Source organism: Burkholderia sp. Nafp2/4-1b (assembly GCF_003635165.1).
GTDB lineage: Bacteria > Pseudomonadota > Gammaproteobacteria > Burkholderiales > Burkholderiaceae > Burkholderia.
Genome location: NZ_ML058606.1, coordinates 148,920 through 166,833 on the forward strand (window position 1 = coordinate 148,920; position 17,914 = coordinate 166,833).

Below are 17,914 nucleotides of genomic sequence, written 5' to 3' on the forward strand. Positions count from 1 at the left end.
TCACGCGACCAAAACCACAATAGCGTCTGATGGATAAGGGAATGTTCGAACTCGTCTAATCGCGACGGCTCAGTGCACGATTCCATAATGACGCATAAGATCACGACAAAACAGTGATGTGACCATGGATTTGCTTTTGATAGCTGCGGGGTTCAGCCTGTTCGGAATCGGGGCGTTGGTGGCGTTTGCCAGCCGCGTCGATCCGTTGTCCGGCCGGTTCACCGGCCGTCTGCGCAAGCGCTGACACGACCTTCCCGATATTTCTCGCGACGACATGCGATGCATGCCGGCATCGCGTGTCGTCTGTCGTCACCCGTGGCGCGTTCAGCGCGCCGGCAGGTAGCGAGCCGGATCGATCGAGCGGCCGCCGTAGCGCAGCTCGAAGTGCAGCGCGACGCGATCGCTGTCGCTGTTGCCCATCTCCGCGATCGTTTGCCCCTGCGTGACCGACTGGCCTTCCTTCACGAGCAGCGCGCGATTGTGCGCGTAGGCCGTCAGGTAATCGGCGTTGTGCTTCAGGATGATCAGGTTGCCGTAGCCGCGCAAACCGTTACCCGCATAGACGACCGTGCCGGGCGCAGCGGCCAGCACCGGCGTGCCCGACGCGTTCGCGATGTCGATGCCCTTGGATTTCGAACCGTCGAACGTGCGCACCACGTTGCCGGCCGCCGGCCAGATCAAAGCGATGCTGCTGGCCGGCTTGACGGCCGACTCGACCGGCGCGGAAGGCGCCGGACGGCTGCGGCCGGCGGTGCCCGTGCCGGTGGTTGATGCGGTCGTCGTGCCGGGCGGCGGCGCGATGCGCAGCACCTGGCCGACCTCGATCGCGTCGGGGTTCGTGATCTGGTTCCAGCGCACGATGTTCGCCGTCGACGTGCGATTCTCGCGCGCGATCTTGTAGAGCGTGTCCCCACGCTCGACGCGGTAGTAACCGGGGCCGACGGGTGCGGAGCCGCACGCGACCAGCAGTGCGGCGCAGGCGGCCGCGAAGAGCCGCTTCGTTGTTGTTCCGAACATTGAACCTCGCAAAACCCTGCCGCGGGTGACGCGGCAGGCAATACAAAACGTCAGATTTTAACGGGTTCGACCTGAGCACCGCAGTTTCGAGCCGCAAGCGCGGCTGGCGCGCACCGGTTCGATGCGTTCGATATCAGCCTGCGAGCGGCAGCACGCGGATCCGCAGCGTGGCCGTTTCGGTCGCGCCCGGTGCGAGCGTGCGCAGCCCGAGACCGTTGTGGATCGCGTCCGGCAGGCCCAGCCACGGCTCGACGCAGTAGAAGTCCGATTCCGGCTTCTCGGTCCACGTCGTGACTGCATACCACGGGATCGAGCCCGGGACGTCGAGCGCGATCTCGATCGTGCGGCCGCGGCCCGGCATCACGATGCGGACCGGCGTGGGCGGCACGCCGTCGAGGCAGTGGAAGCGGTCGAGGATGTCCGCGTCGCCGAGGCTGTACGTCGCTTCGCCGGGTTCGGGCGTGCTGATCGAGCCGTCGGCGAGTTGCATGCAGCGGCGCGTCGGAGGCAGTTCGAGCGTGGTCTGCGCGCGTTCGCCGTGCGGCAGCGCGAAGTAGAAGTGGTGGCCCGCGTAGTAGGGCAGCGGCGTGTCGCCGCGATTGGTCGTGACGAACGCGACGTCGAGCGTGTGCGCGTCGGCGAGCCGGTAAGTCGTTTCGAAGCGGAAATCGAACGGGTAGCTGTCGCGCAGCGCGTCAGTCGCGTCGAGCGTCATCGACAGCGCGGCGCCGTCGGCCGAAGGCTGGGCGGCGAACGGCAGGTCGCGCGCGAAACCGTGCATCGGCAGGTCGCGGACCACGCCGGCGGCATCGCGCCAGCGACCCAGTTCGCCGTCGACGCGATGGCGACCGAGGAACGGGAACAGCAGCGGATTGCCGCCGCGCACGCGCGCGAGGTTGCTCCAGTCGGCCGATTCCGGCCAGAAGATGACCGGTTCGCCGTCGACATGCCACGACAGCAGGCGACCGCCGAATTGCGGGGCGACCCGAACGAGCGACGGGCCGGCGTGAAGTTCATGAATATCGTGCTGCTGGAAGATCGGCATGGCGAATCGGTATGAACGGGTGGGTGGGGTGCACGGTGGCGCGCTCCATTATCGGGCCGCGCGGCGCTCGGGGAAAACCCTTCTCGGGAAATTGCGAGTTTTTCAGATTGCCGACGGTCCGGATAATGCATCCAAACCGGTGATGTTGCCGGGTCATGACACTTTGTGGAGAGGCCATGGATCTGGCAATGGCAATGGGAATCGCACTGTTCGGCATGTTCACCGGCAGCACGGTACTATTTTTCTACCAGCTCGGCCGCTGACTGCAATTTGTGCCGGATTCGAAAGGCCCGCCATGCAAATGGCGGGCTTTTTGCTTTCTGACGGCTTACATATTGCAAGCGTTTGTGTGCATTGCCGCAATAACCAGTCAAATGCCTTGGCGCCGTAATCCTGGCTGTGCATAATCGGGGCGCGTTTTTTCGGACGCGCGCTGCGTCGTCCGCTTTCCTTCCCGATTGATCACCACTAAAAGGACCGACGCGTGAGTCTCTGGTTTCTGGTATTCCTGAGCGTCCTGCAGGGCGTCACCGAACTCTTCCCCGTCAGCAGTCTTGGCCACACGCTGCTCGTTCCCGCGCTGTTCGGCATGCATATCGACAAGCATGCGCCGCAGTTGCTGCCGTTCCTCGTCGCGCTGCACCTCGGCACCGCGCTCGCGCTGCTGTGGTATTTCCGCGCGCGCTGGATCGCGCTGATCAGCGGCTTCTTCGCGCAGCTCGGCGGCCGCAAGAACGATGACGGGCATCTGATGTGGGCGCTTATCATCGGCACGATTCCGACCGGGATCGTTGGCCTGCTGCTCGAGAAGCGCATCGAGCGCGTGTTTCACGACCTGCGGATCGTCGCGATCGCGCTGATCATCAACGGCGTGCTGCTGTGGGTCGGCGATCGGATTCAGCGCAGCCGTGCGCACCAGCCGCCCGAGAAGATGACGTTCAAGCAGGCGTTCTTCGTCGGTCTCGCGCAGATCGGGGCGCTGATTCCGGGTTTCTCGCGCAGCGGGCTGACGATGATCGCCGGTAACGTAGCGGGCCTGACCGCGGAGAAGGCGGCGGAGTTTTCGTTCCTGCTCGGCACGCCGATCATTTTTGCGGCGGGCGTGCTCGAGCTGCCGAAGCTGTTCCATGCGCGGGATCAGCTCGCGGACGCGCTGCTCGGCGGTGTGTTGACGGCGATTGCGGCTTATCTGAGCGTGCGGTTTTTGATGCGCTATTTCGAAGGGCGCGGGCGGCTGGCTTCGTTCGGCGTGTATTGCGTGATTGCCGGGGTGTTCTGTCTCGGGTGGTTCATGCTGCATCCGCAGCCGGTTTGATGGCTGTGGCGCCGGTCGCGCGTCGCGCGTGATGTGACGCGATGATCGGGTATAATTTCGGGCTCGGCTTCATGCCGGGCCCGTTTTGTTTTCGGGGCTTTGCGTTTCGCGATCTTGGTCGCGTTGCTCGAAGCCTCGTGTGGCGAATCGCGGTCCGGGTCGTGTGGCCGTGTCTCTTCTCCGCGACCGCCCTTAGCTCAGTTGGATAGAGCAACGGCCTTCTAAGCCGTAGGCCGCAGGTTCGAATCCTGCAGGGCGGGCCAACAATCTCCCTTGTGCACCAAGCCATAGGCGGCTTTCGAAAGCTTCCGACGTCTGATGCTGATCCACCAATATTGACCAAACCTTGACCGCATCCAGCATGCGCGGCCAGGTGGCTTGCCGAGCGGTGGTTCGGCGGTCGTGCGCGGGGCCAGGTGAGTGGCCAAGTGAGTGGCCCGGCGTGTGCACCGGTTTCCGGCACCCCCGCACGATGTCGCACGTGATCGGCTGCGTCCGACACCGAATGGCGGCGATCCGCGCGATCACAGCATTCGAAGCATTTGAGAGCATTGTCGTTTGCGAACGACCGTGCTAAATTCCCCGCCAGCACTTGCAGTCACCGACCGAATTATCCGGTTCCGAAAACCGGAGCCAACCGGCGCACCGACGCGCGGCCGGACAGGAGACAGACGTGATGGAGCATGCATCGATCGAGCAACCGTGGATCGACCGGACCGCGCATGAGCGGCAGCCGGTGATGCGGCAAAGGCCCGCCACGCGGAGGGCGTCCCGATGAGCCTGTTGATGTCGCGACGGGATCTCGCGTTCCTGCTGTACGACTGGCTCGATGCCGATGCGCTCGCGACCTTGCCGCGTTATGCGGAGCACAGCCGCGAGACGTTCGATGCAGTGCTCGACACCAGCGAGCGGATCGCGGCCGACCTGTTCGCGCCGCATGCGGCGCGCGCCGATCGCGAGGAGCCGCAGTTCGACGGCGAGCGCGTGACACTGATCCCCGAAGTCGAGCCAGCCGTGCGCGCCTTCGCGGAAGCCGGCCTGATCGCCGCAGGCCAGGACGAAGCGTTCGGCGGGATGCAACTGCCGAAACTGATCGAAGCCGCGTCGTTCCTGTTCTTCCAGGCCGCCAACATCGCGACGGCCGCGTATCCGTTCCTGACCGTCGCGAACGCGAACCTGCTGCTCGCGCACGGCAGCCCCGCGCAGATCGATGCGTTCGCGCGTCCCGAGCTCGAAGGGCGCTTCTTCGGCACGATGTGCCTGTCCGAGCCGCAAGCCGGGTCATCGCTGTCCGACATCGTCACGCGCGCCGATTTCGACGGCGAATCGCAGTTCGGCCTGCGCTACCGGATCACCGGCAACAAGATGTGGATTTCCGGCGGCGAGCACGAACTGACGGAGAACATCGTTCACCTCGTGCTCGCGAAAATTCCCGACGAACACGGGAGGCTTCAGCCCGGCACGCGCGGCATCTCGCTGTTCATCGTCCCCAAGTATTTGCCATCCGACGACGGCACTCCTCGCGGCGAGCACAACGACGTGGTGCTCGCGGGCCTGAACCACAAGATGGGCTATCGCGGCACGACCAACTGCCTGCTGAACTTCGGCGAAGGCACGCGCCATCGTCCGCATGGACGCGCCGGCGCGATCGGCTATTTGGTCGGCAAGCCGAATCATGGCCTCGCGTACATGTTCCACATGATGAACGAGGCCCGCATCGGCGTCGGCGCGGGTGCGGTGGCGCTCGGCTACACCGGTTACCTGCACGCGCTCGACTATGCACGCAACCGGCCGCAGGGCCGTCCGCTCGGGCCGACCGGCAAGGACGCCGCCGCGCCGCAGGCGCCGATCGTCGCGCATCCGGACGTGCGGCGCATGCTGCTCGCGCAGAAGGCGTACGTCGAGGGCGGGCTCGCGCTGATCCTGTACTGCGCGAAGCTGGTCGACGAAGCGCGCGCGCACGTCGATGCAGCGGTGCGCGCCGAATCCGCGCAATTGCTCGACATCCTGACGCCGATCGCGAAGAGCTGGCCGTCGCAGTGGTGTCTCGCGGCCAACGATCTCGCGATCCAGGTGCATGGCGGCTACGGCTACACGCGCGACTATCCGGTCGAGCGGCTCTATCGCGACAATCGTCTCAACCCGATTCACGAAGGCACGCACGGCATTCAGGCGCTCGACCTGCTGGGCCGCAAGGTCGGGCAGGACGACGGCGCGCTGCTGAGAACGCTCGATGCGCGCGTCGGCGCAACGGTCGAACGCGCGCGCGCCACGGACGGCGACACACGCACGCAGGCCGACGCGCTCGCGCAGCGCTGGGCGCGGCTCGTCGACGTCACGCGCGCACTGGCCGCGCTCGGCGATCCGCAGGTGCGGCTCGCGAACGCGAGCGTCTACCTGGAGGCGTTCGGGCATCTGGTGGTCGCGTGGCTGTGGCTCGACGTGACGCTCGCCGCGCACGGGCGCGACGACGATTTCCACGACGGCAAGCGTGCGGCCGCGCGTTATTTCTTTCGCTGGGAGCTGCCGAAGGTGGATGCGCAGCTCGATCTGCTGGCGAGCGTCGATACGACGACGCTCGAGATGCGCGACGCATGGTTCTGAGCGTCGCGTTGCACGGATGAAGGGCGGTGCGCGAGCAGGCCGGTACGTGTCTGCATCGTGCACCGATCGCGCGGGCGAGTCCCGCTGCGGTATCGATGCGCGGCGATGTCGCGCAAGGAGAGACGAGAACATGAAAGCCCTGCTGTGTACCGCATTCGGTCCGATCGACAGCTTGCGTATCGAGGACGTCGCGATTCCCGAACCGGCTGCCGGACAGGTGCGGATTCGCGTGAAGGCGGCCTCGCTCAATTTCCCCGATGCATTGATCGTCCAAGGGTTGTATCAGGTGAAGCCGGCGCTGCCGTTCTCGCCCGGCGCGGAATTCGCCGGCGTGATCGACGCGGTCGGTGATGGCGTGAGCGCGTGGCAGCCGGGCGACGAGGTGGTCGCGTTCACCGGCCACGGCGGTTTCGCCGAGCACTGCGTGGCCGACGCGCAGCAGATCGCGGCGCTGCCGCCGGGGATGACGTTCGAGCAGGGCGCGGCCCTCGTGCTGGCCTACGGCACGTCGCTGCACGCGCTGCAGCAGCGCGCGCGCCTGCAGCAGGGTGAGACGCTGCTGGTGCTGGGGGCGGCAGGCGGCGTCGGGCTGGCGGCGATCGAGATCGCGAAGGCGTTGGGCGCGCGGGTGATCGCGGCCGCGTCGAGTGCCGAGAAACTCGCGCTGTGCCGCGAAGCCGGCGCCGACGACACCATCGACTATGCGACCGAAGACCTGCGGCGCCGTATCGACGAACTGACCGGCGGACGCGGCGCGGACGTCGTCTACGATCCGGTCGGCGGTGCATACACCGAGGCGGCGCTGCGCGCGACCGCGTGGCGCGGCCGCTTCCTCGTGGTCGGCTTCGCGGCCGGCGAGATTCCGAAGATCGCGCTGAACCTCGCGCTGCTCAAGGAGCGCGACATCCTCGGCGTGTTCTGGGGCGACGCGGTGCGGCGCGATCCCGCGCAGCATGCGGCGAACATGCGCCAGCTCGCGCAGTGGTTCGCAGCCGGCAAGGTGCGGCCCGCGATCACCGAGCGCGTGCCGCTGTCGGGTGCGGCCGACGCGATCGCGCGGATGGCGAACCGGCAGGTCAAGGGCAAGGTCGTGATCCTGCCGGACGCGTGATTATGCCGGCGCTGGACGACGCGGCAGCGGGCCAACCGGGCGCCGGTCTTCGATCGTCGAGCGCCGTTTCCATGACGTTATCGGAGTCGTTGAGCATGCAACCTTTGTCGAATCTGAACCCCGCCGTCGCGACATCGCTCGATGCGTGGCACACGATGCTCGCGCGCAAGGATTTCAGCGAGCTCGACACGATCGTCCACCCGGACGCCGTGTTCCGCTCGCCGATGGCGTTCAAGCCGTACGGCCCGGCGCCCGCGCTGCTGCTCGCGCTGCGCACGGTCGTCACGATCCTCGAGAACTTCGAATATCACCGCCAGTTCGCGGACGACGACGGCACGAGCGTCGTGCTCGAATTCAGCGCGACGATCGGCGACAAGCGGCTGAAGGGAATCGACATGATCCGCTTCGACGTGGAGGGGCGGATCGTCGAATTCGAGGTGATGATCCGGCCGTTCAACGCGCTGCAGGCGCTCGGCGCGGAAATGGGCGCGCGACTCGGACAGCAGTTGCCGGCGTTCAAGGTGGGTGGGTGAGCGATGGCGGCGCGGACGATGCCGTCTGCGCGCGTCGGTCAGTGTTCCTAATCCTGACGTTGTAGGCTGCATCCTGGAATGGTGCCGGCGAAGCGGCGGAAAAGTGAAGCGCATCGCCTCGAGTACCGGGCCCGCGTATTGCATTGTCGGCGGACTCCGGGAGCAAACACCGTTCCGCCCGGCAAACCCGAGGCCGCGAGCCGTCGCGCATCAGACATTCATCCGAGCGGCGTGACCGCGACCGTGCGGTCGCTCCGATCATGCATCATGTGAGCCGGCGCGTCGCCAAGAAAGTCCGGCAACGTACGCGCCGGCAGCGACATCACGAAGCGGGCGCCGCCGAGCGGCGAATCCTCGAGCCGCACGTTGCCGCCATGCACGAGTGCGACGCGCCGCACGATCGCGAGCCCCAGGCCGAAGCCGCCGGTCTGCCGGTCGCGGCTCGAGTCGAGCCGCTGGAACGGTTCGAACACGCGCGCACGGTCGGCCGCCGGAATGCCGGGCCCGTCGTCGTCGACGCTCAGCACCAGCGCGCCGGCCGCATCGCGCGTCGCCGCCAGCAGCACCGTGCGCGACGCATAGCGCGTGCCGTTGCGGATCAGGTTCAGCAGCGCGCGGGCAACCAGCTTCGGATCGCATACGTGAGCGGCGGGCGCGCCGGTCGTCGACACGTCGAGCGTGAGGCCGCGATCGGCGATATCGTTCGCGACATTGCCGGCCACGCTGTCGATCAGCGCATCGACGACGACGTCCATCGGCGCGAGTTCGCTGGCACCTTGTTCCAGCCGCCCGATGGTCAGCAACTCGGTCACCAGCTCGTCGAGTTCGCGCACATCGCGCCGCAGTTCGTCGCGGCGTTCACGCATCCGGCCGCTGTCGTCGGCGTCGGCGAGCAGCGCGAGCCCGAACTCCAGGCGCGCGAGCGGCGTCTTCAGCTCGTGCGAGATGCCGTGCATCATCTCGCGCTGCTGCTTGATCGACGCCTCGATTCGCTCGGCCATGTCGTTGAATTGCTGCGACAGCTCGTAGATGTTCGAGCGCCCGGACAGCTTCACGCGCGTCGATAGCCTGCCCGCGCCGAACGAGTGGGCTGCGGCCTGCAGCTTGCGCAGGTCGCGCCAGTGATACGAGATCCACAACACGACCGCTAGCAGCGCGGCAAGCGCGAGCAGGAGATACGCGTAGATCTTGATGTCGAGGTCGAACGGCTGGTTCGGGCGCGCGTGCAGCACGGAGCCATCCGCGAGCGGCATGTAGTAATCCTTGCCGTCGTGGCTGATCGCGATCCTGCCGCCTTCGAGGTCGCGCAGCGGCGCACCGCTCAACTGGGCGCGCGCATTTGCCATCGACATGAAGTCCAAGCGTTCGTAGCCGTGCTTCGCGAGTTCGCGCAGCGCGAGCGTGCGCTGCGGACCGGGATGGCGTTCGAGATAGTCGTTCAGCACGAATGCATAGGTCGTCAGCGAGTCGCGCTGCGCCTGCGCCGCGCGCTCGTAGAAGATCCGGTCGAACGAGATCTGGATGAACGCGATCGATCCGGCCACGCACAGGATCACGATGAGGTACAGCCTGATCAACGGGCGCAGCATTTATTCGTCCCACGCGGAAGGGCTGAACAGGTAACCGCGGCCCCAGATCGTCTTGATCTTGTGCGGCTCCGACGACGCGTCCTCGAAGCGGCGGCGCAGCTTCGAGATGCCGGAATCGACCGAGCGGTCGAGCCCGTCGAACTCGATTCCGCGCAACTGCTTCAGGATGTCGTCGCGGCTCAGCACCGTGCCGGCCGCGCGCGCGAGGATCAGCAGCAGGTTGAATTCGGCCGTCTTCAGGTCGACCGGCTCGCCGCGCCACGTGACGGTGCGGTTCGGCGGCGAAATAGTCAGTTCACCGAACACCAGCGCTTCGGCCGGGGCGGCGGCCGCTACCGGCACGGCCGGCTGCGCGCGGCGCAGCAGTGCGCGGGCGCGTGCCACCAGCACGCGCGGCTCGATCGGTTTCGTCACGTAGTCGTCGGCGCCGGTTTCGAGGCCGGCGACCTGGTCGTACACGTCCGCACGCGCGGTGAGAATCAGCACCGGGACGTTGGTGAACGCGCGAATGCGGCGGCACACTTCCATCCCGTCGAGATTCGGCAGCATCAGGTCGAGTATCACCAGCGCGGGCTGGTGCTCGCGCACTGCCGCGACGGCCAGGTCGCCGCGCCGCACGACGGTCACCGCAAATTCATAGCTGTCGAGGTATTCGCGCACGAGCTGCGCGAGACGGTCGTCGTCCTCGATCAGCAGCACGCGGTATTTGAGCGGATTGTCGTTCATGGTCTCTTCGAAACGCGCGCGTCGTCCCACACCCGGACAAGCGGGCGCGCGGCGCGGCACGCGAATTTTATCCGGCGTTCCGGCGGCCCGGCCAGCAGCACGACAATCGCGAACAATCGAACACAATTGAGCACAGATTCTCCGCAGATTCGGGACAGTCTCCGCGCACGGCGGCACCTAGACTTCGGGCTTCCGTCACTCTTATCTCACTATTGTGCGCTCAACCCTTCGCCGCTCCCGTTATTGCGTGCCACTCGCCGGCCTGACTCTCGCCGCCGCCGCTCACGCGGAAAACCAGTATTCGATTTCGCTTGGCGGCGGGGTTGCGCCGCGTTACCCGGGGAGCAGCCAGTATCGCGGCGTCGTCGCGCCGGGGCTTGCCGCGAAGTTCGGCAACGGCTTCTTCATCGACAGCACCGAGGGCGCCGGCTACCGGCTGGACCTGCCGCACGGCGTGTTCGTGTCGGCGGCGGTGAACTACGATCCGGGCCGCGCGGACGAGAACCGTTTCGACCTGCCCGGTTCCGACTACCTGAAGGGGATGGGCCGGATTCCCGGCTCGGTGCTCGTCGGCGTGCGGGCAGGGGTCACGCTGTTCAATGCGGCCGAACTGAGCGTCGCGGTCGATACGCCGGTCACGCATACGTCGCGCGGCGTGTCGGGCCATGTCGACCTCGCGGTGCCCGTGTTCAAGACGGCGCAGCACGAGATCATCGTGACCGGCAGCGTGCATGCGGGCACCGGACGCTATACGCAGACCTTCTACGGCGTGACCGACGCACAGTCGATGACGAGCCGCTTCCGGCCCTATTCGACGAGCGGCGGGATCGACAGCGCGACGATGTCGGTCGCGTGGAACTGGAACGTATCGCGGCACTGGTCGGTGCTCGCGACGGGCGGCGTCACGCGCTTGCTCGGTCGCTATGGCGACAGCCCGATCGTCCAGACGCGCAGCAACTACTACGGGATGGCCGGCGCGACGTACAAGTTTTGAGCGGGTTGCCGGCGCACGGATGTCGCGCGCTTCGCTGCACGCTTTGCTCCGCGATCGCAGCCGTCGCGGCGAATCGTGTGCGGTAACATGCAGGCGGGCCCGGCAGCACGCCGGGCCGCGACCGGGAGAATTCGATGAAGAACACGATCGCGCTGCTCGCCGTACTCGTTGCGAGCGCAACCTTTGCGGGATGTGCGGACATGAACACGAAACACCCGAACGCCACTGCCGGCGGAGCCGCGCCGATCGGCGTTCCGCCGGGTGCCGCGAATGCGTGCAAGGCGGACGCCGCGCCGGACGACGCGCTGATCGGCAAGACCGAGGCCGTGCGGCCGCGCTGCTCGACGGCTGCCTGTGGCGCGTGCTCGAGCGCGACGGCCAGTCGCTGCCGGGCACGATGGACTATCGCATGGAGCGCCGCGACCTCGGTATTCGCGACGGGAAGGTGATCTGGGTGCGGCGCGGGTGAGGGGTGGTGGGTGCGGACGAGTAATGGATGACGTTGCGGCCGTCACGGCCGCAATTGCCGGGGTGGCGCACAAGCGGGTTTGCATGCCGGGCGCGCATCGGCCCGCGCGTTACTTCGAGATGTACCAGAGCGCGTCGGTGCTGACGCGTGCGGCCGGCTTCGTCGCGGCCGGGGTCTGAGACGTCTGAGGCGTCTGTGGCGTCGCAACGGCCGGCGGCGTATTCGACGTCACCGCGGTGGGCCACGTTGCCGGCGCGGTCGATGCCGTCGAGGCATTCGACGTGCTCGAGGTCGCTGCCGAACCCGACGTCGATGCCGTGTCGATATACCAGAGCGCATCGGACGATGCGGTGCGCTTGGCCGACGCATTCGCCGCCGGTTGTTTCGTTGCGGGCGCCGTGGCCGCGGCTGCCGCCGTCGCGCCCGAACGCGACGTTCCCGCTGCCGCTCCAGCGCCTGCCTGCGCGCTCGTCCCGGCGCCGCCTCGCTGCGCGCGCGCTTCGAACGGCCCGAGCTGGAAGATCAACGTTTGCGCGGGACGCGTCAGAACGGCATACGGGAATTGCAGCTCCCATGACATCAGCACGCGCCCCGACGACGTTTCGGTGAAGATCGCCGGCACGTGCTTCATGTCGCTGAACTGCACGTAGATCCGCGCGCCATCGTCGAACACCTGGGTCGGCTTGGCCTGGTCGGCGCCGGTGACGGTCCAGCCGAAGTTGTACGTGCCGGCCGGCCCGGCGGGCCCGCCTTGCGGTTGCGGCGGCGGCGCGGCGGGTGCGAGCGTGCGCGCCCGCGCGACCGGCGGCGCCGACACGCTCAGGCTCGCGAACGGGTTGTACGCCTGCGCCTGCTGCGGCGGCGTGAAGGAGGGCGGAAGGATGGGCATGGGAGTATCCGGCGAATCCGGCATGGTCCGGATTGCATCATAGACCTTGCGGGCATACGCGAGGCGCTTGTCGGGCGACGCGGCGTTGTACGCGCCGATCGCGTTCCAGTTGGCGCCCAGCTGGCGGATGTTCTGCGACAGGATCCACGCGCCGACGTACGCGTTGGTGCATGCATCGAACAGGCTTTCCCGTGTGATGCCTTCGCGTGCGAGCGTCGGCAGCCAGGTGCTGTTGATCTGCATCAGGCCGATGTCGACGGTGCCGTTCGTGTTGGTGTTGACGGCGTTCGGATTCATCCCCGACTCGACTTGCGCGATGCCGCGCAGCAGGCTCACGCTCACCTTCTGGAACGTGGCCGCGTCGTCGAGGCAGTCGGCCCGCGCGAACCCGTGCAGCGCGCACGACAGTGCGATCGTCGCGGCGATTTTCGGCGTGGCGTGGCTGATCGAACGGGCAGTCTGACGCGGCATGGCAGGATGGGGCGGAATCCGGGCGCCCGGTGCAAGGAAATTACGCAGACGCGAAGTGTGCCATAGCGCGCGGTCAAATGGCTCGCGTCAAGCTTTCCTTTGCATTTGCCGGCGCGTTTACGGCCGATTTTCGGGGTTTTTTGGGGCGCGGGCAGCGCTGTACGGCGCAATGAAATCGGTAAAAAGGCCGCAATTGCGCGCAGGCCGGCGGGCGGCTGCTATCGCAATCCTGACGCAACGCGTCAGTTGCGCCGCAAATACGGTATTGAATAGCGCGGCGATTCGGACGGAAAACGGCGAGGGCGCTTTGGAGGGCAGATTGGAAATGTACACGGCGGCCGTAGCCGCCGTGTCGCTGCAATCGCAACATGCGATCCGCGATCCGCGATCCGCGGTCAGCGGTCAGCGATCAGCGATCAGCAATCGGCGATCCGATTCCATCGACCCGCCGACCGCGCGCCACCTAACGCAGCCGGCCGCTCGTCGATCAGAAGCGGTGACGCAGCCCGAGATTGACCATCGTCTGCGAGCTCGTGCCCGCATAGCCGTACGACCCGATCGATGCCTGCGCGGCCATCGACCCGCCGTTGCCGTCGCCGGTCTGGCCGCTCGCGTGCTGATATGCAGCGGTCAGATACACGTCGGTGCGCTTCGACAGCGTGTAGTCCGCGCCGGCCGATACCTGGTGATAGGTCGCCGACGTATCGCCGCCCGAGCGCGTATAGCTGTAGCCGACGCCGACGAGCAGCGCATTGGTCGCCTGGTAGTTCACGAAGCCTTGCCCGGTGTTGTAGTGTTCGTTCGAGTTGAACACCGAGCTCGCGTCGCGGCGGTACTGCGCGTTGCTGTAGCCGACGCCGAACGTGAACGGCCCGGCGACGTACTGACCGGCGACGCGCGCGATGCCGATCGAATGCGCGCTCGCATAGCCGTTGTTGATCGGGCCGTCGAAGGTGCCATCCGACGAGCTGGTCCAGCCGTTGCGCAGCCCGTTCGACGCCGGGCTGTTGGTCGCGTGGAAGTAGCCGCCCGCGACGCTGAACGGCCCGTTGTTGTACGACACGGCGGCCGAATACGACTGCGCGGCGCCGGTGCTGCCGGCGATCCCGCCGAACGAGTACATCGCCGAGAACTGCAGGCCCGAATAGACGGCCGACGTGTACTTCACCGCGTTGTCGACGCGGAAGCTGTTGTCGTAGTTGTCGACGTCGCCCGGCGTCGCGAACACGCTCCCCAGATAGTTGTCGGCGGTGATGCCTTGCACGAGGTCGACGAGCGGATCGTACTGGCGGCCGAACGTCAGCGTGCCGTAACGGTCGCTGGACAGCCCGACGAACGCCTGCCGGCCGAACAGGCGGCCGCCCTGGCCCTGGCGGCCGTTGCTCGGGTCGAAGCCGTTCTCGAGCTGGAACAGCGCCTTCAGCCCGCCGCCGAGATCCTCGGTGCCTTTCACACCCCAGCGGCTGCCGGCGAGGTTGCCCGCGCTGCTGTTGCCGAGCATCCACGCGTTGTCCTTGCCCTGTGCATGATTCACGTACGTGATCGACGTGTCGACCACGCCGTACAGCGTGACGCTCGACTGCGCGTGCGCCGCGGGCATCGCCGCGAACCACGCGAGCGAAATCAGCGAGAGGGTCGTGCGTTTCATGTCATCTCCTTGCGTATTGGCTGTATTGGCTTGCTTGAATCGGAATGGCAGGAGACTACCGAGCCGCCGTCGAACGGCAAAAATGAAATTCTTCGATGTGACCTAAAGCAGACAGGCGCATGCTGCGGCAAGGTCCATTGAGAGATTCGAATTATTGAGAATCGCGCAGCAATCGATTTGAATTTTGAGATTGCGGGAGGCGCGCATTGCCGGATTCGTGATAATTCCACGCGGTTTTCCGTCGAAATTCGATGACGACACCTTCATCGTCGATTCATCAATGGACTATTTAACGGATTGAATCGCGCGATGTGGCGCGACTGTGGTATTGCGCGCGTCGCGCGGGTGTCGTGCGTGTCGTCTATCGTCTATCGACGACTGAGCGCCGCCGAGGTCACGATGCACCGATATCGCAGCGGCCGCGAGCGCGCAGCACGTGACGGCGATCGCGCGGCGCCGGCCGCGCGACCGCCGCACCGTCAGCAGCGCTCGGCATTGAGTGCGAGAATGCGGGCTCCGGCCGGCGCGCGCCGCGCCGCTCATCAGGGAATCCGCATGGACAGTCATATCGCTCCGGTCGAGCTGAAGAAAGCCTACCGTCTCCTCAACCACGGCCCGACCGTGCTGGTGTCGGCCCGCCATGACGGCGTCGACAACGTGATGGCTGCGGCGTGGGCCTGCGCACTCGATTTCCTGCCGCCGAAGTTGACGGTCGTGCTCGACAAGTCCGCGAAGACGCGCGAGCTCGTCGAGCGCAGCGGGTCGTTCGTGATCCAGGTGCCGACGGCCGCCCAACTGCAGCTCACGCATGCGGTCGGCAGCCACAGCTTGGCCGACCGGCCCGACAAGCTGCGCGACGCGGGCGTCACGTTGTTCGAGTTCGACGGTCATGACGTGCCGTTCGTTGCCGGCTGCTCGGGCTGGCTCGCGTGCAAGCTGATTCCGGAGCCGCACAACCAGCAGACCTATGACCTGTTCATCGGCGAAGTGGTCGGCGCATGGTCCGACACGCGGGTGTTCCGCGACGGTCACTGGTATTTCGAATCGGCCGATCCGGCGCTGCGCAGCCTGCACTACATCGCGGGCGGCAACTTCTATGCGATCGGCGAATCGCTGCACGTCGATCCGGGCCAGCCGGATCCGCAGTAAGGGCAGCGCCGGCCACCGGCCTGCCATTCCAGCGCGCGGCTCACGCGCGCTTTTTCAATTCCGCGAGCATCAGGTCGGCGAACGCCTGCGCGACGCGCGGCAACGTGCGCCCGCGCTTCGCGACGAGCGCGATCGGCCGCACGAATGCCGGGATCGTCGATCGGCTTCACGACGAGCTCGGGTTCGGCGCGCACCTCGCGCGCGGTTGCCGGCAGGATCGTCACGCCGAGCCCGCCGCGCACCATCGCGACGGCCGTCATCATGTAGGTCGGTTCGCACGCGATGTCCGGGGTGCAGCCGGCTGCCTCGAGCGCGGCATCGACGACGCTGCGCACGCTCGTGCCCTGCGCGGTCAGCACGAGCGGCACGGCGGCGACGTCCGCGGTGCGCACGCGCCGCTTGCGTGCAAGCGGATGATCCTTCGGGCACACGGCGACGAGCCGGTCGGCGCCCGCATACAGCACGTCCAGCGACGCGTCGAACGCATCGCCGCCGGTCAGCCCGAGATCGGCTTCCTCGTTGCGCACCAGCGCGGTGACGAGGCTCGCGACGCCGTCGCGAATGTCGAAGCCCGCGCGCGGCACGTCGCGCCGGAACGACTGGATCAGCTCCGGCAGCACGCTCGATGCGAAGGTCGGCAGGCACGCGAGCCGCACCGTGCCGCTCGTGCCTTCGCCGAGCGCACGCGCATCGCGCAGCACGCGCTCCATGTCGTCGAGCGAGCGCTGCAGCAACGGCAGCAGTTCGCGCCCGGTCTGCGTGAGCGCGACGCTTCGGCTGTTGCGGTCGAACAGCCGCGCGCCGACGATTTCCTCGAGCCGCCGGATCTGCACGGTCAGCGCCGGCTGCGACAGATGCAGCCGCGCGGCGGCGCGCGTGAAGTTGCCGGCGTGCGCGACGGTGACGAATGCGCGGATGTCGCGAAGGTTCAGATCCATAACGATTCGTGATTACTGCGATCAAATCATTTCAATTGTGCTATCGCTGCGCCGACCTTACGCTCGACTCCAATAAAAGACAAGGTAGGAGACACCGATGCTGCCGTTACTCGGGCTGGGCACGATCGTCGTGCTGCTGGCCGCGATTCTGTCCAAACGCATGTCGCCGCTCGTCGCGCTGATCGTCGTGCCGATCGCGGCGTCGCTGCTCGGCGGCTTCGGGCTGCATACCAGCAAATTCGTGATCGACGGGTTGAAGGGCCTCGCGCCCGTGGTCGGGATGTTCGTGTTCGCGATTCTCTATTTCGGGACGATCACCGACGCCGGCACGCTCGATCCGATCATCGACCGCATCCTGCGCGCGGTCGGCACGCGACCCACGCGGATCGTGATGGGCACGACGTTGCTCGCGCTGCTGATCCACCTCGACGGCTCGGGCGCCGTGTGCTTTCTCGTGACGATTCCCGCGGTGCTGCCGCTGTACGACCGGCTGAAGATGGACCGGCGCGTGCTGGCCGCCGCGGTGTCGATGGCCGCCGGGATCAACTTCCTGCCGTGGACGGGGCCGATGATCCGCGCGTCGGCGTCGTTGCACCTGCCGGTGTCGGCGCTGTTCAATCCGCTGATTCCGGTGCAGGCGATCGGGCTCGTGTTCGTGTTCGGCGTCGCGTACTGGCTCGGCCGGCGCGAGGAGAAGCGGCTCGGGCTGTCGCGCGACGATGCGTCGATCCCGCTGCCCAAGCGCGAGCTGACCGCCGACGAGCAGGCGCTGCGCCGCCCGCATCTGTTCTGGTTCAACCTGGTGCTGACGCTCGTCGTGCTCGGCACGATGGTCGTGATGGGCGAGAAGATCCCGCCCGCGATCATGTTCATGGTCGGGTTGTGCGTCGCGCTGATGGTGAACTATCCGGACGTCGACATGCAGAGAAAGCGCATCGACGCGCATGCGCGCGCGGCGCTAATGATGGCCGGCATCCTGCTCGCGGCCGGCGTGTTCACCGGGATCATGCAGGGCAGCGGGATGCTGAAGGCGATGGCGCAGGCGGCTGTCGGCTTCGTGCCGCCGTCGATGGCCGGCCACATCCCGGTCGCGCTTGGCCTTGCGTCGATGCCGCTCAGCATGCTGTTCGATCCCGATTCGTTCTACTTCGGCGTGCTGCCGGTGATCGCGGAAGTGGCCGGCCAGCTCGGCGTTCCGGCCGTGCATGTCGGGCAGGCCGCGTTGCTCGGCCAGATGACGACCGGCTTTCCGGTCAGCCCGCTGACGCCCGCGACGTTCCTCGTCGTCGGGTTGTGCGGGATCGAGCTGGCCGAGCACCAGAAGTTCACGTTCCCGCTGCTGTTCGGCGCGTCGATCGTGATGACGATCGCGTGCGTCGTGCTCGGCGTTTTCTGATTCTTGCCGGCGATGCGCTC

General features: G+C 66.7%; 13 protein-coding genes, 1 tRNA gene and 2 pseudogenes. 9 read left to right on the forward strand and 7 right to left on the reverse strand.

Going from position 1 to position 17,914, the window contains the following annotated elements:
- Positions 1 to 324 precede the first annotated feature (324 nt).
- Positions 325 to 1,017, reverse strand: coding sequence for a peptidoglycan DD-metalloendopeptidase family protein (locus C7H84_RS16640; RefSeq protein WP_121859806.1), 693 nt, complete (start codon positions 1,015 to 1,017; stop codon positions 325 to 327).
- A gap of 133 nt (positions 1,018 to 1,150) precedes the next feature.
- Positions 1,151 to 2,062, reverse strand: a complete 912-nt coding sequence (locus tag C7H84_RS16645; RefSeq protein WP_121859807.1) for an aldose epimerase — start codon at positions 2,060 to 2,062, stop codon at positions 1,151 to 1,153.
- A gap of 484 nt (positions 2,063 to 2,546) precedes the next feature.
- Between C7H84_RS16645 and C7H84_RS16650 the strand changes: the two genes are divergently transcribed.
- From C7H84_RS16650 to C7H84_RS16670, 5 genes are all read left to right on the forward strand, one after another.
- Positions 2,547 to 3,377: an undecaprenyl-diphosphate phosphatase gene (locus C7H84_RS16650; protein ID WP_121859808.1), complete on the forward strand. Its 831-nt coding sequence runs from the start codon at positions 2,547 to 2,549 to the stop codon at positions 3,375 to 3,377.
- A 186-nt stretch (positions 3,378 to 3,563) separates the two neighbouring features.
- A tRNA-Arg gene (locus tag C7H84_RS16655) sits at positions 3,564 to 3,640 on the forward strand.
- A gap of 511 nt (positions 3,641 to 4,151) precedes the next feature.
- Positions 4,152 to 5,981, forward strand: coding sequence for an acyl-CoA dehydrogenase (locus C7H84_RS16660; RefSeq protein ID WP_121859809.1), 1,830 nt, complete (start codon positions 4,152 to 4,154; stop codon positions 5,979 to 5,981).
- 130 nt (positions 5,982 to 6,111) lie between these two features.
- Positions 6,112 to 7,092, forward strand: coding sequence for an NADPH:quinone oxidoreductase family protein (locus C7H84_RS16665; RefSeq protein WP_121859810.1), 981 nt, complete (start codon positions 6,112 to 6,114; stop codon positions 7,090 to 7,092).
- Between the two features lie 89 nt (positions 7,093 to 7,181).
- Positions 7,182 to 7,625, forward strand: coding sequence for a nuclear transport factor 2 family protein (locus C7H84_RS16670; RefSeq protein ID WP_205611431.1), 444 nt, complete (start codon positions 7,182 to 7,184; stop codon positions 7,623 to 7,625).
- Positions 7,626 to 7,843: 218 nt separating this feature from the next.
- On the opposite strand, the gene C7H84_RS16675 is transcribed toward C7H84_RS16670, so the two are convergent.
- Both C7H84_RS16675 and C7H84_RS16680 read right to left on the reverse strand, forming a co-directional pair.
- Positions 7,844 to 9,214, reverse strand: coding sequence for an ATP-binding protein (locus tag C7H84_RS16675; RefSeq protein WP_121859811.1), 1,371 nt, complete (start codon positions 9,212 to 9,214; stop codon positions 7,844 to 7,846).
- The gene (locus C7H84_RS16680) at positions 9,215 to 9,940 is read right to left on the reverse strand and encodes a response regulator (RefSeq protein WP_121859812.1); all 726 of its coding nucleotides are present in this window, start codon (positions 9,938 to 9,940) and stop codon (positions 9,215 to 9,217) included.
- 247 nt (positions 9,941 to 10,187) lie between these two features.
- Between C7H84_RS16680 and C7H84_RS16685 the strand changes: the two genes are divergently transcribed.
- Both C7H84_RS16685 and C7H84_RS16690 read left to right on the forward strand, forming a co-directional pair.
- The gene (locus C7H84_RS16685) at positions 10,188 to 10,934 is read left to right on the forward strand and encodes a MipA/OmpV family protein (protein WP_121859813.1); all 747 of its coding nucleotides are present in this window, start codon (positions 10,188 to 10,190) and stop codon (positions 10,932 to 10,934) included.
- A 134-nt stretch (positions 10,935 to 11,068) separates the two neighbouring features.
- A pseudogene (locus C7H84_RS16690) lies at positions 11,069 to 11,403 on the forward strand (hypothetical protein).
- 109 nt (positions 11,404 to 11,512) lie between these two features.
- Here the strand turns inward: C7H84_RS16690 and C7H84_RS16695 are convergent.
- Both C7H84_RS16695 and C7H84_RS16700 read right to left on the reverse strand, forming a co-directional pair.
- Positions 11,513 to 12,763 carry a transglycosylase SLT domain-containing protein gene (locus tag C7H84_RS16695; RefSeq protein WP_121859814.1) on the reverse strand — a complete coding sequence of 417 codons (1,251 nt, stop codon included), beginning with the start codon at positions 12,761 to 12,763 and terminating at the stop codon, positions 11,513 to 11,515.
- 487 nt (positions 12,764 to 13,250) lie between these two features.
- Positions 13,251 to 14,411: a porin gene (locus tag C7H84_RS16700; protein ID WP_121859815.1), complete on the reverse strand. Its 1,161-nt coding sequence runs from the start codon at positions 14,409 to 14,411 to the stop codon at positions 13,251 to 13,253.
- A 555-nt stretch (positions 14,412 to 14,966) separates the two neighbouring features.
- Between C7H84_RS16700 and C7H84_RS16705 the strand changes: the two genes are divergently transcribed.
- Positions 14,967 to 15,560, forward strand: coding sequence for a flavin reductase family protein (locus C7H84_RS16705; RefSeq protein ID WP_121859977.1), 594 nt, complete (start codon positions 14,967 to 14,969; stop codon positions 15,558 to 15,560).
- A gap of 40 nt (positions 15,561 to 15,600) precedes the next feature.
- On the opposite strand, the pseudogene C7H84_RS16710 reads toward C7H84_RS16705, so the two are convergent.
- Positions 15,601 to 16,498, reverse strand: a pseudogene (locus C7H84_RS16710) (LysR family transcriptional regulator).
- 97 nt (positions 16,499 to 16,595) lie between these two features.
- Between C7H84_RS16710 and C7H84_RS16715 the strand changes: the two are divergent.
- Positions 16,596 to 17,894 carry a citrate:proton symporter gene (locus C7H84_RS16715; RefSeq protein ID WP_121859816.1) on the forward strand — a complete coding sequence of 433 codons (1,299 nt, stop codon included), beginning with the start codon at positions 16,596 to 16,598 and terminating at the stop codon, positions 17,892 to 17,894.
- Positions 17,895 to 17,914 lie beyond the last annotated feature (20 nt).

Excerpts from the sequence above, each read along its gene's own strand:
- C7H84_RS16640 (WP_121859806.1), bottom strand. The coding sequence starts at position 1,017 with ATGTTCGGAACAACAACGAAGCGGCTCTTCGCGGCCGCCTGCGCCGCA.
- C7H84_RS16645 (WP_121859807.1), bottom strand. The coding sequence starts at position 2,062 with ATGCCGATCTTCCAGCAGCACGATATTCATGAACTTCACGCCGGCCCG.
- C7H84_RS16660 (WP_121859809.1), top strand. The coding sequence starts at position 4,152 with ATGAGCCTGTTGATGTCGCGACGGGATCTCGCGTTCCTGCTGTACGAC.
- C7H84_RS16665 (WP_121859810.1), top strand. The coding sequence starts at position 6,112 with ATGAAAGCCCTGCTGTGTACCGCATTCGGTCCGATCGACAGCTTGCGT.
- C7H84_RS16675 (WP_121859811.1), bottom strand. The coding sequence starts at position 9,214 with ATGCTGCGCCCGTTGATCAGGCTGTACCTCATCGTGATCCTGTGCGTG.
- C7H84_RS16680 (WP_121859812.1), bottom strand. The coding sequence starts at position 9,940 with ATGAACGACAATCCGCTCAAATACCGCGTGCTGCTGATCGAGGACGAC.
- C7H84_RS16695 (WP_121859814.1), bottom strand. The coding sequence starts at position 12,763 with ATGCCGCGTCAGACTGCCCGTTCGATCAGCCACGCCACGCCGAAAATC.
- C7H84_RS16700 (WP_121859815.1), bottom strand. The coding sequence starts at position 14,411 with ATGAAACGCACGACCCTCTCGCTGATTTCGCTCGCGTGGTTCGCGGCG.
- C7H84_RS16705 (WP_121859977.1), top strand. The coding sequence starts at position 14,967 with ATGGACAGTCATATCGCTCCGGTCGAGCTGAAGAAAGCCTACCGTCTC.
- C7H84_RS16715 (WP_121859816.1), top strand. The coding sequence starts at position 16,596 with ATGCTGCCGTTACTCGGGCTGGGCACGATCGTCGTGCTGCTGGCCGCG.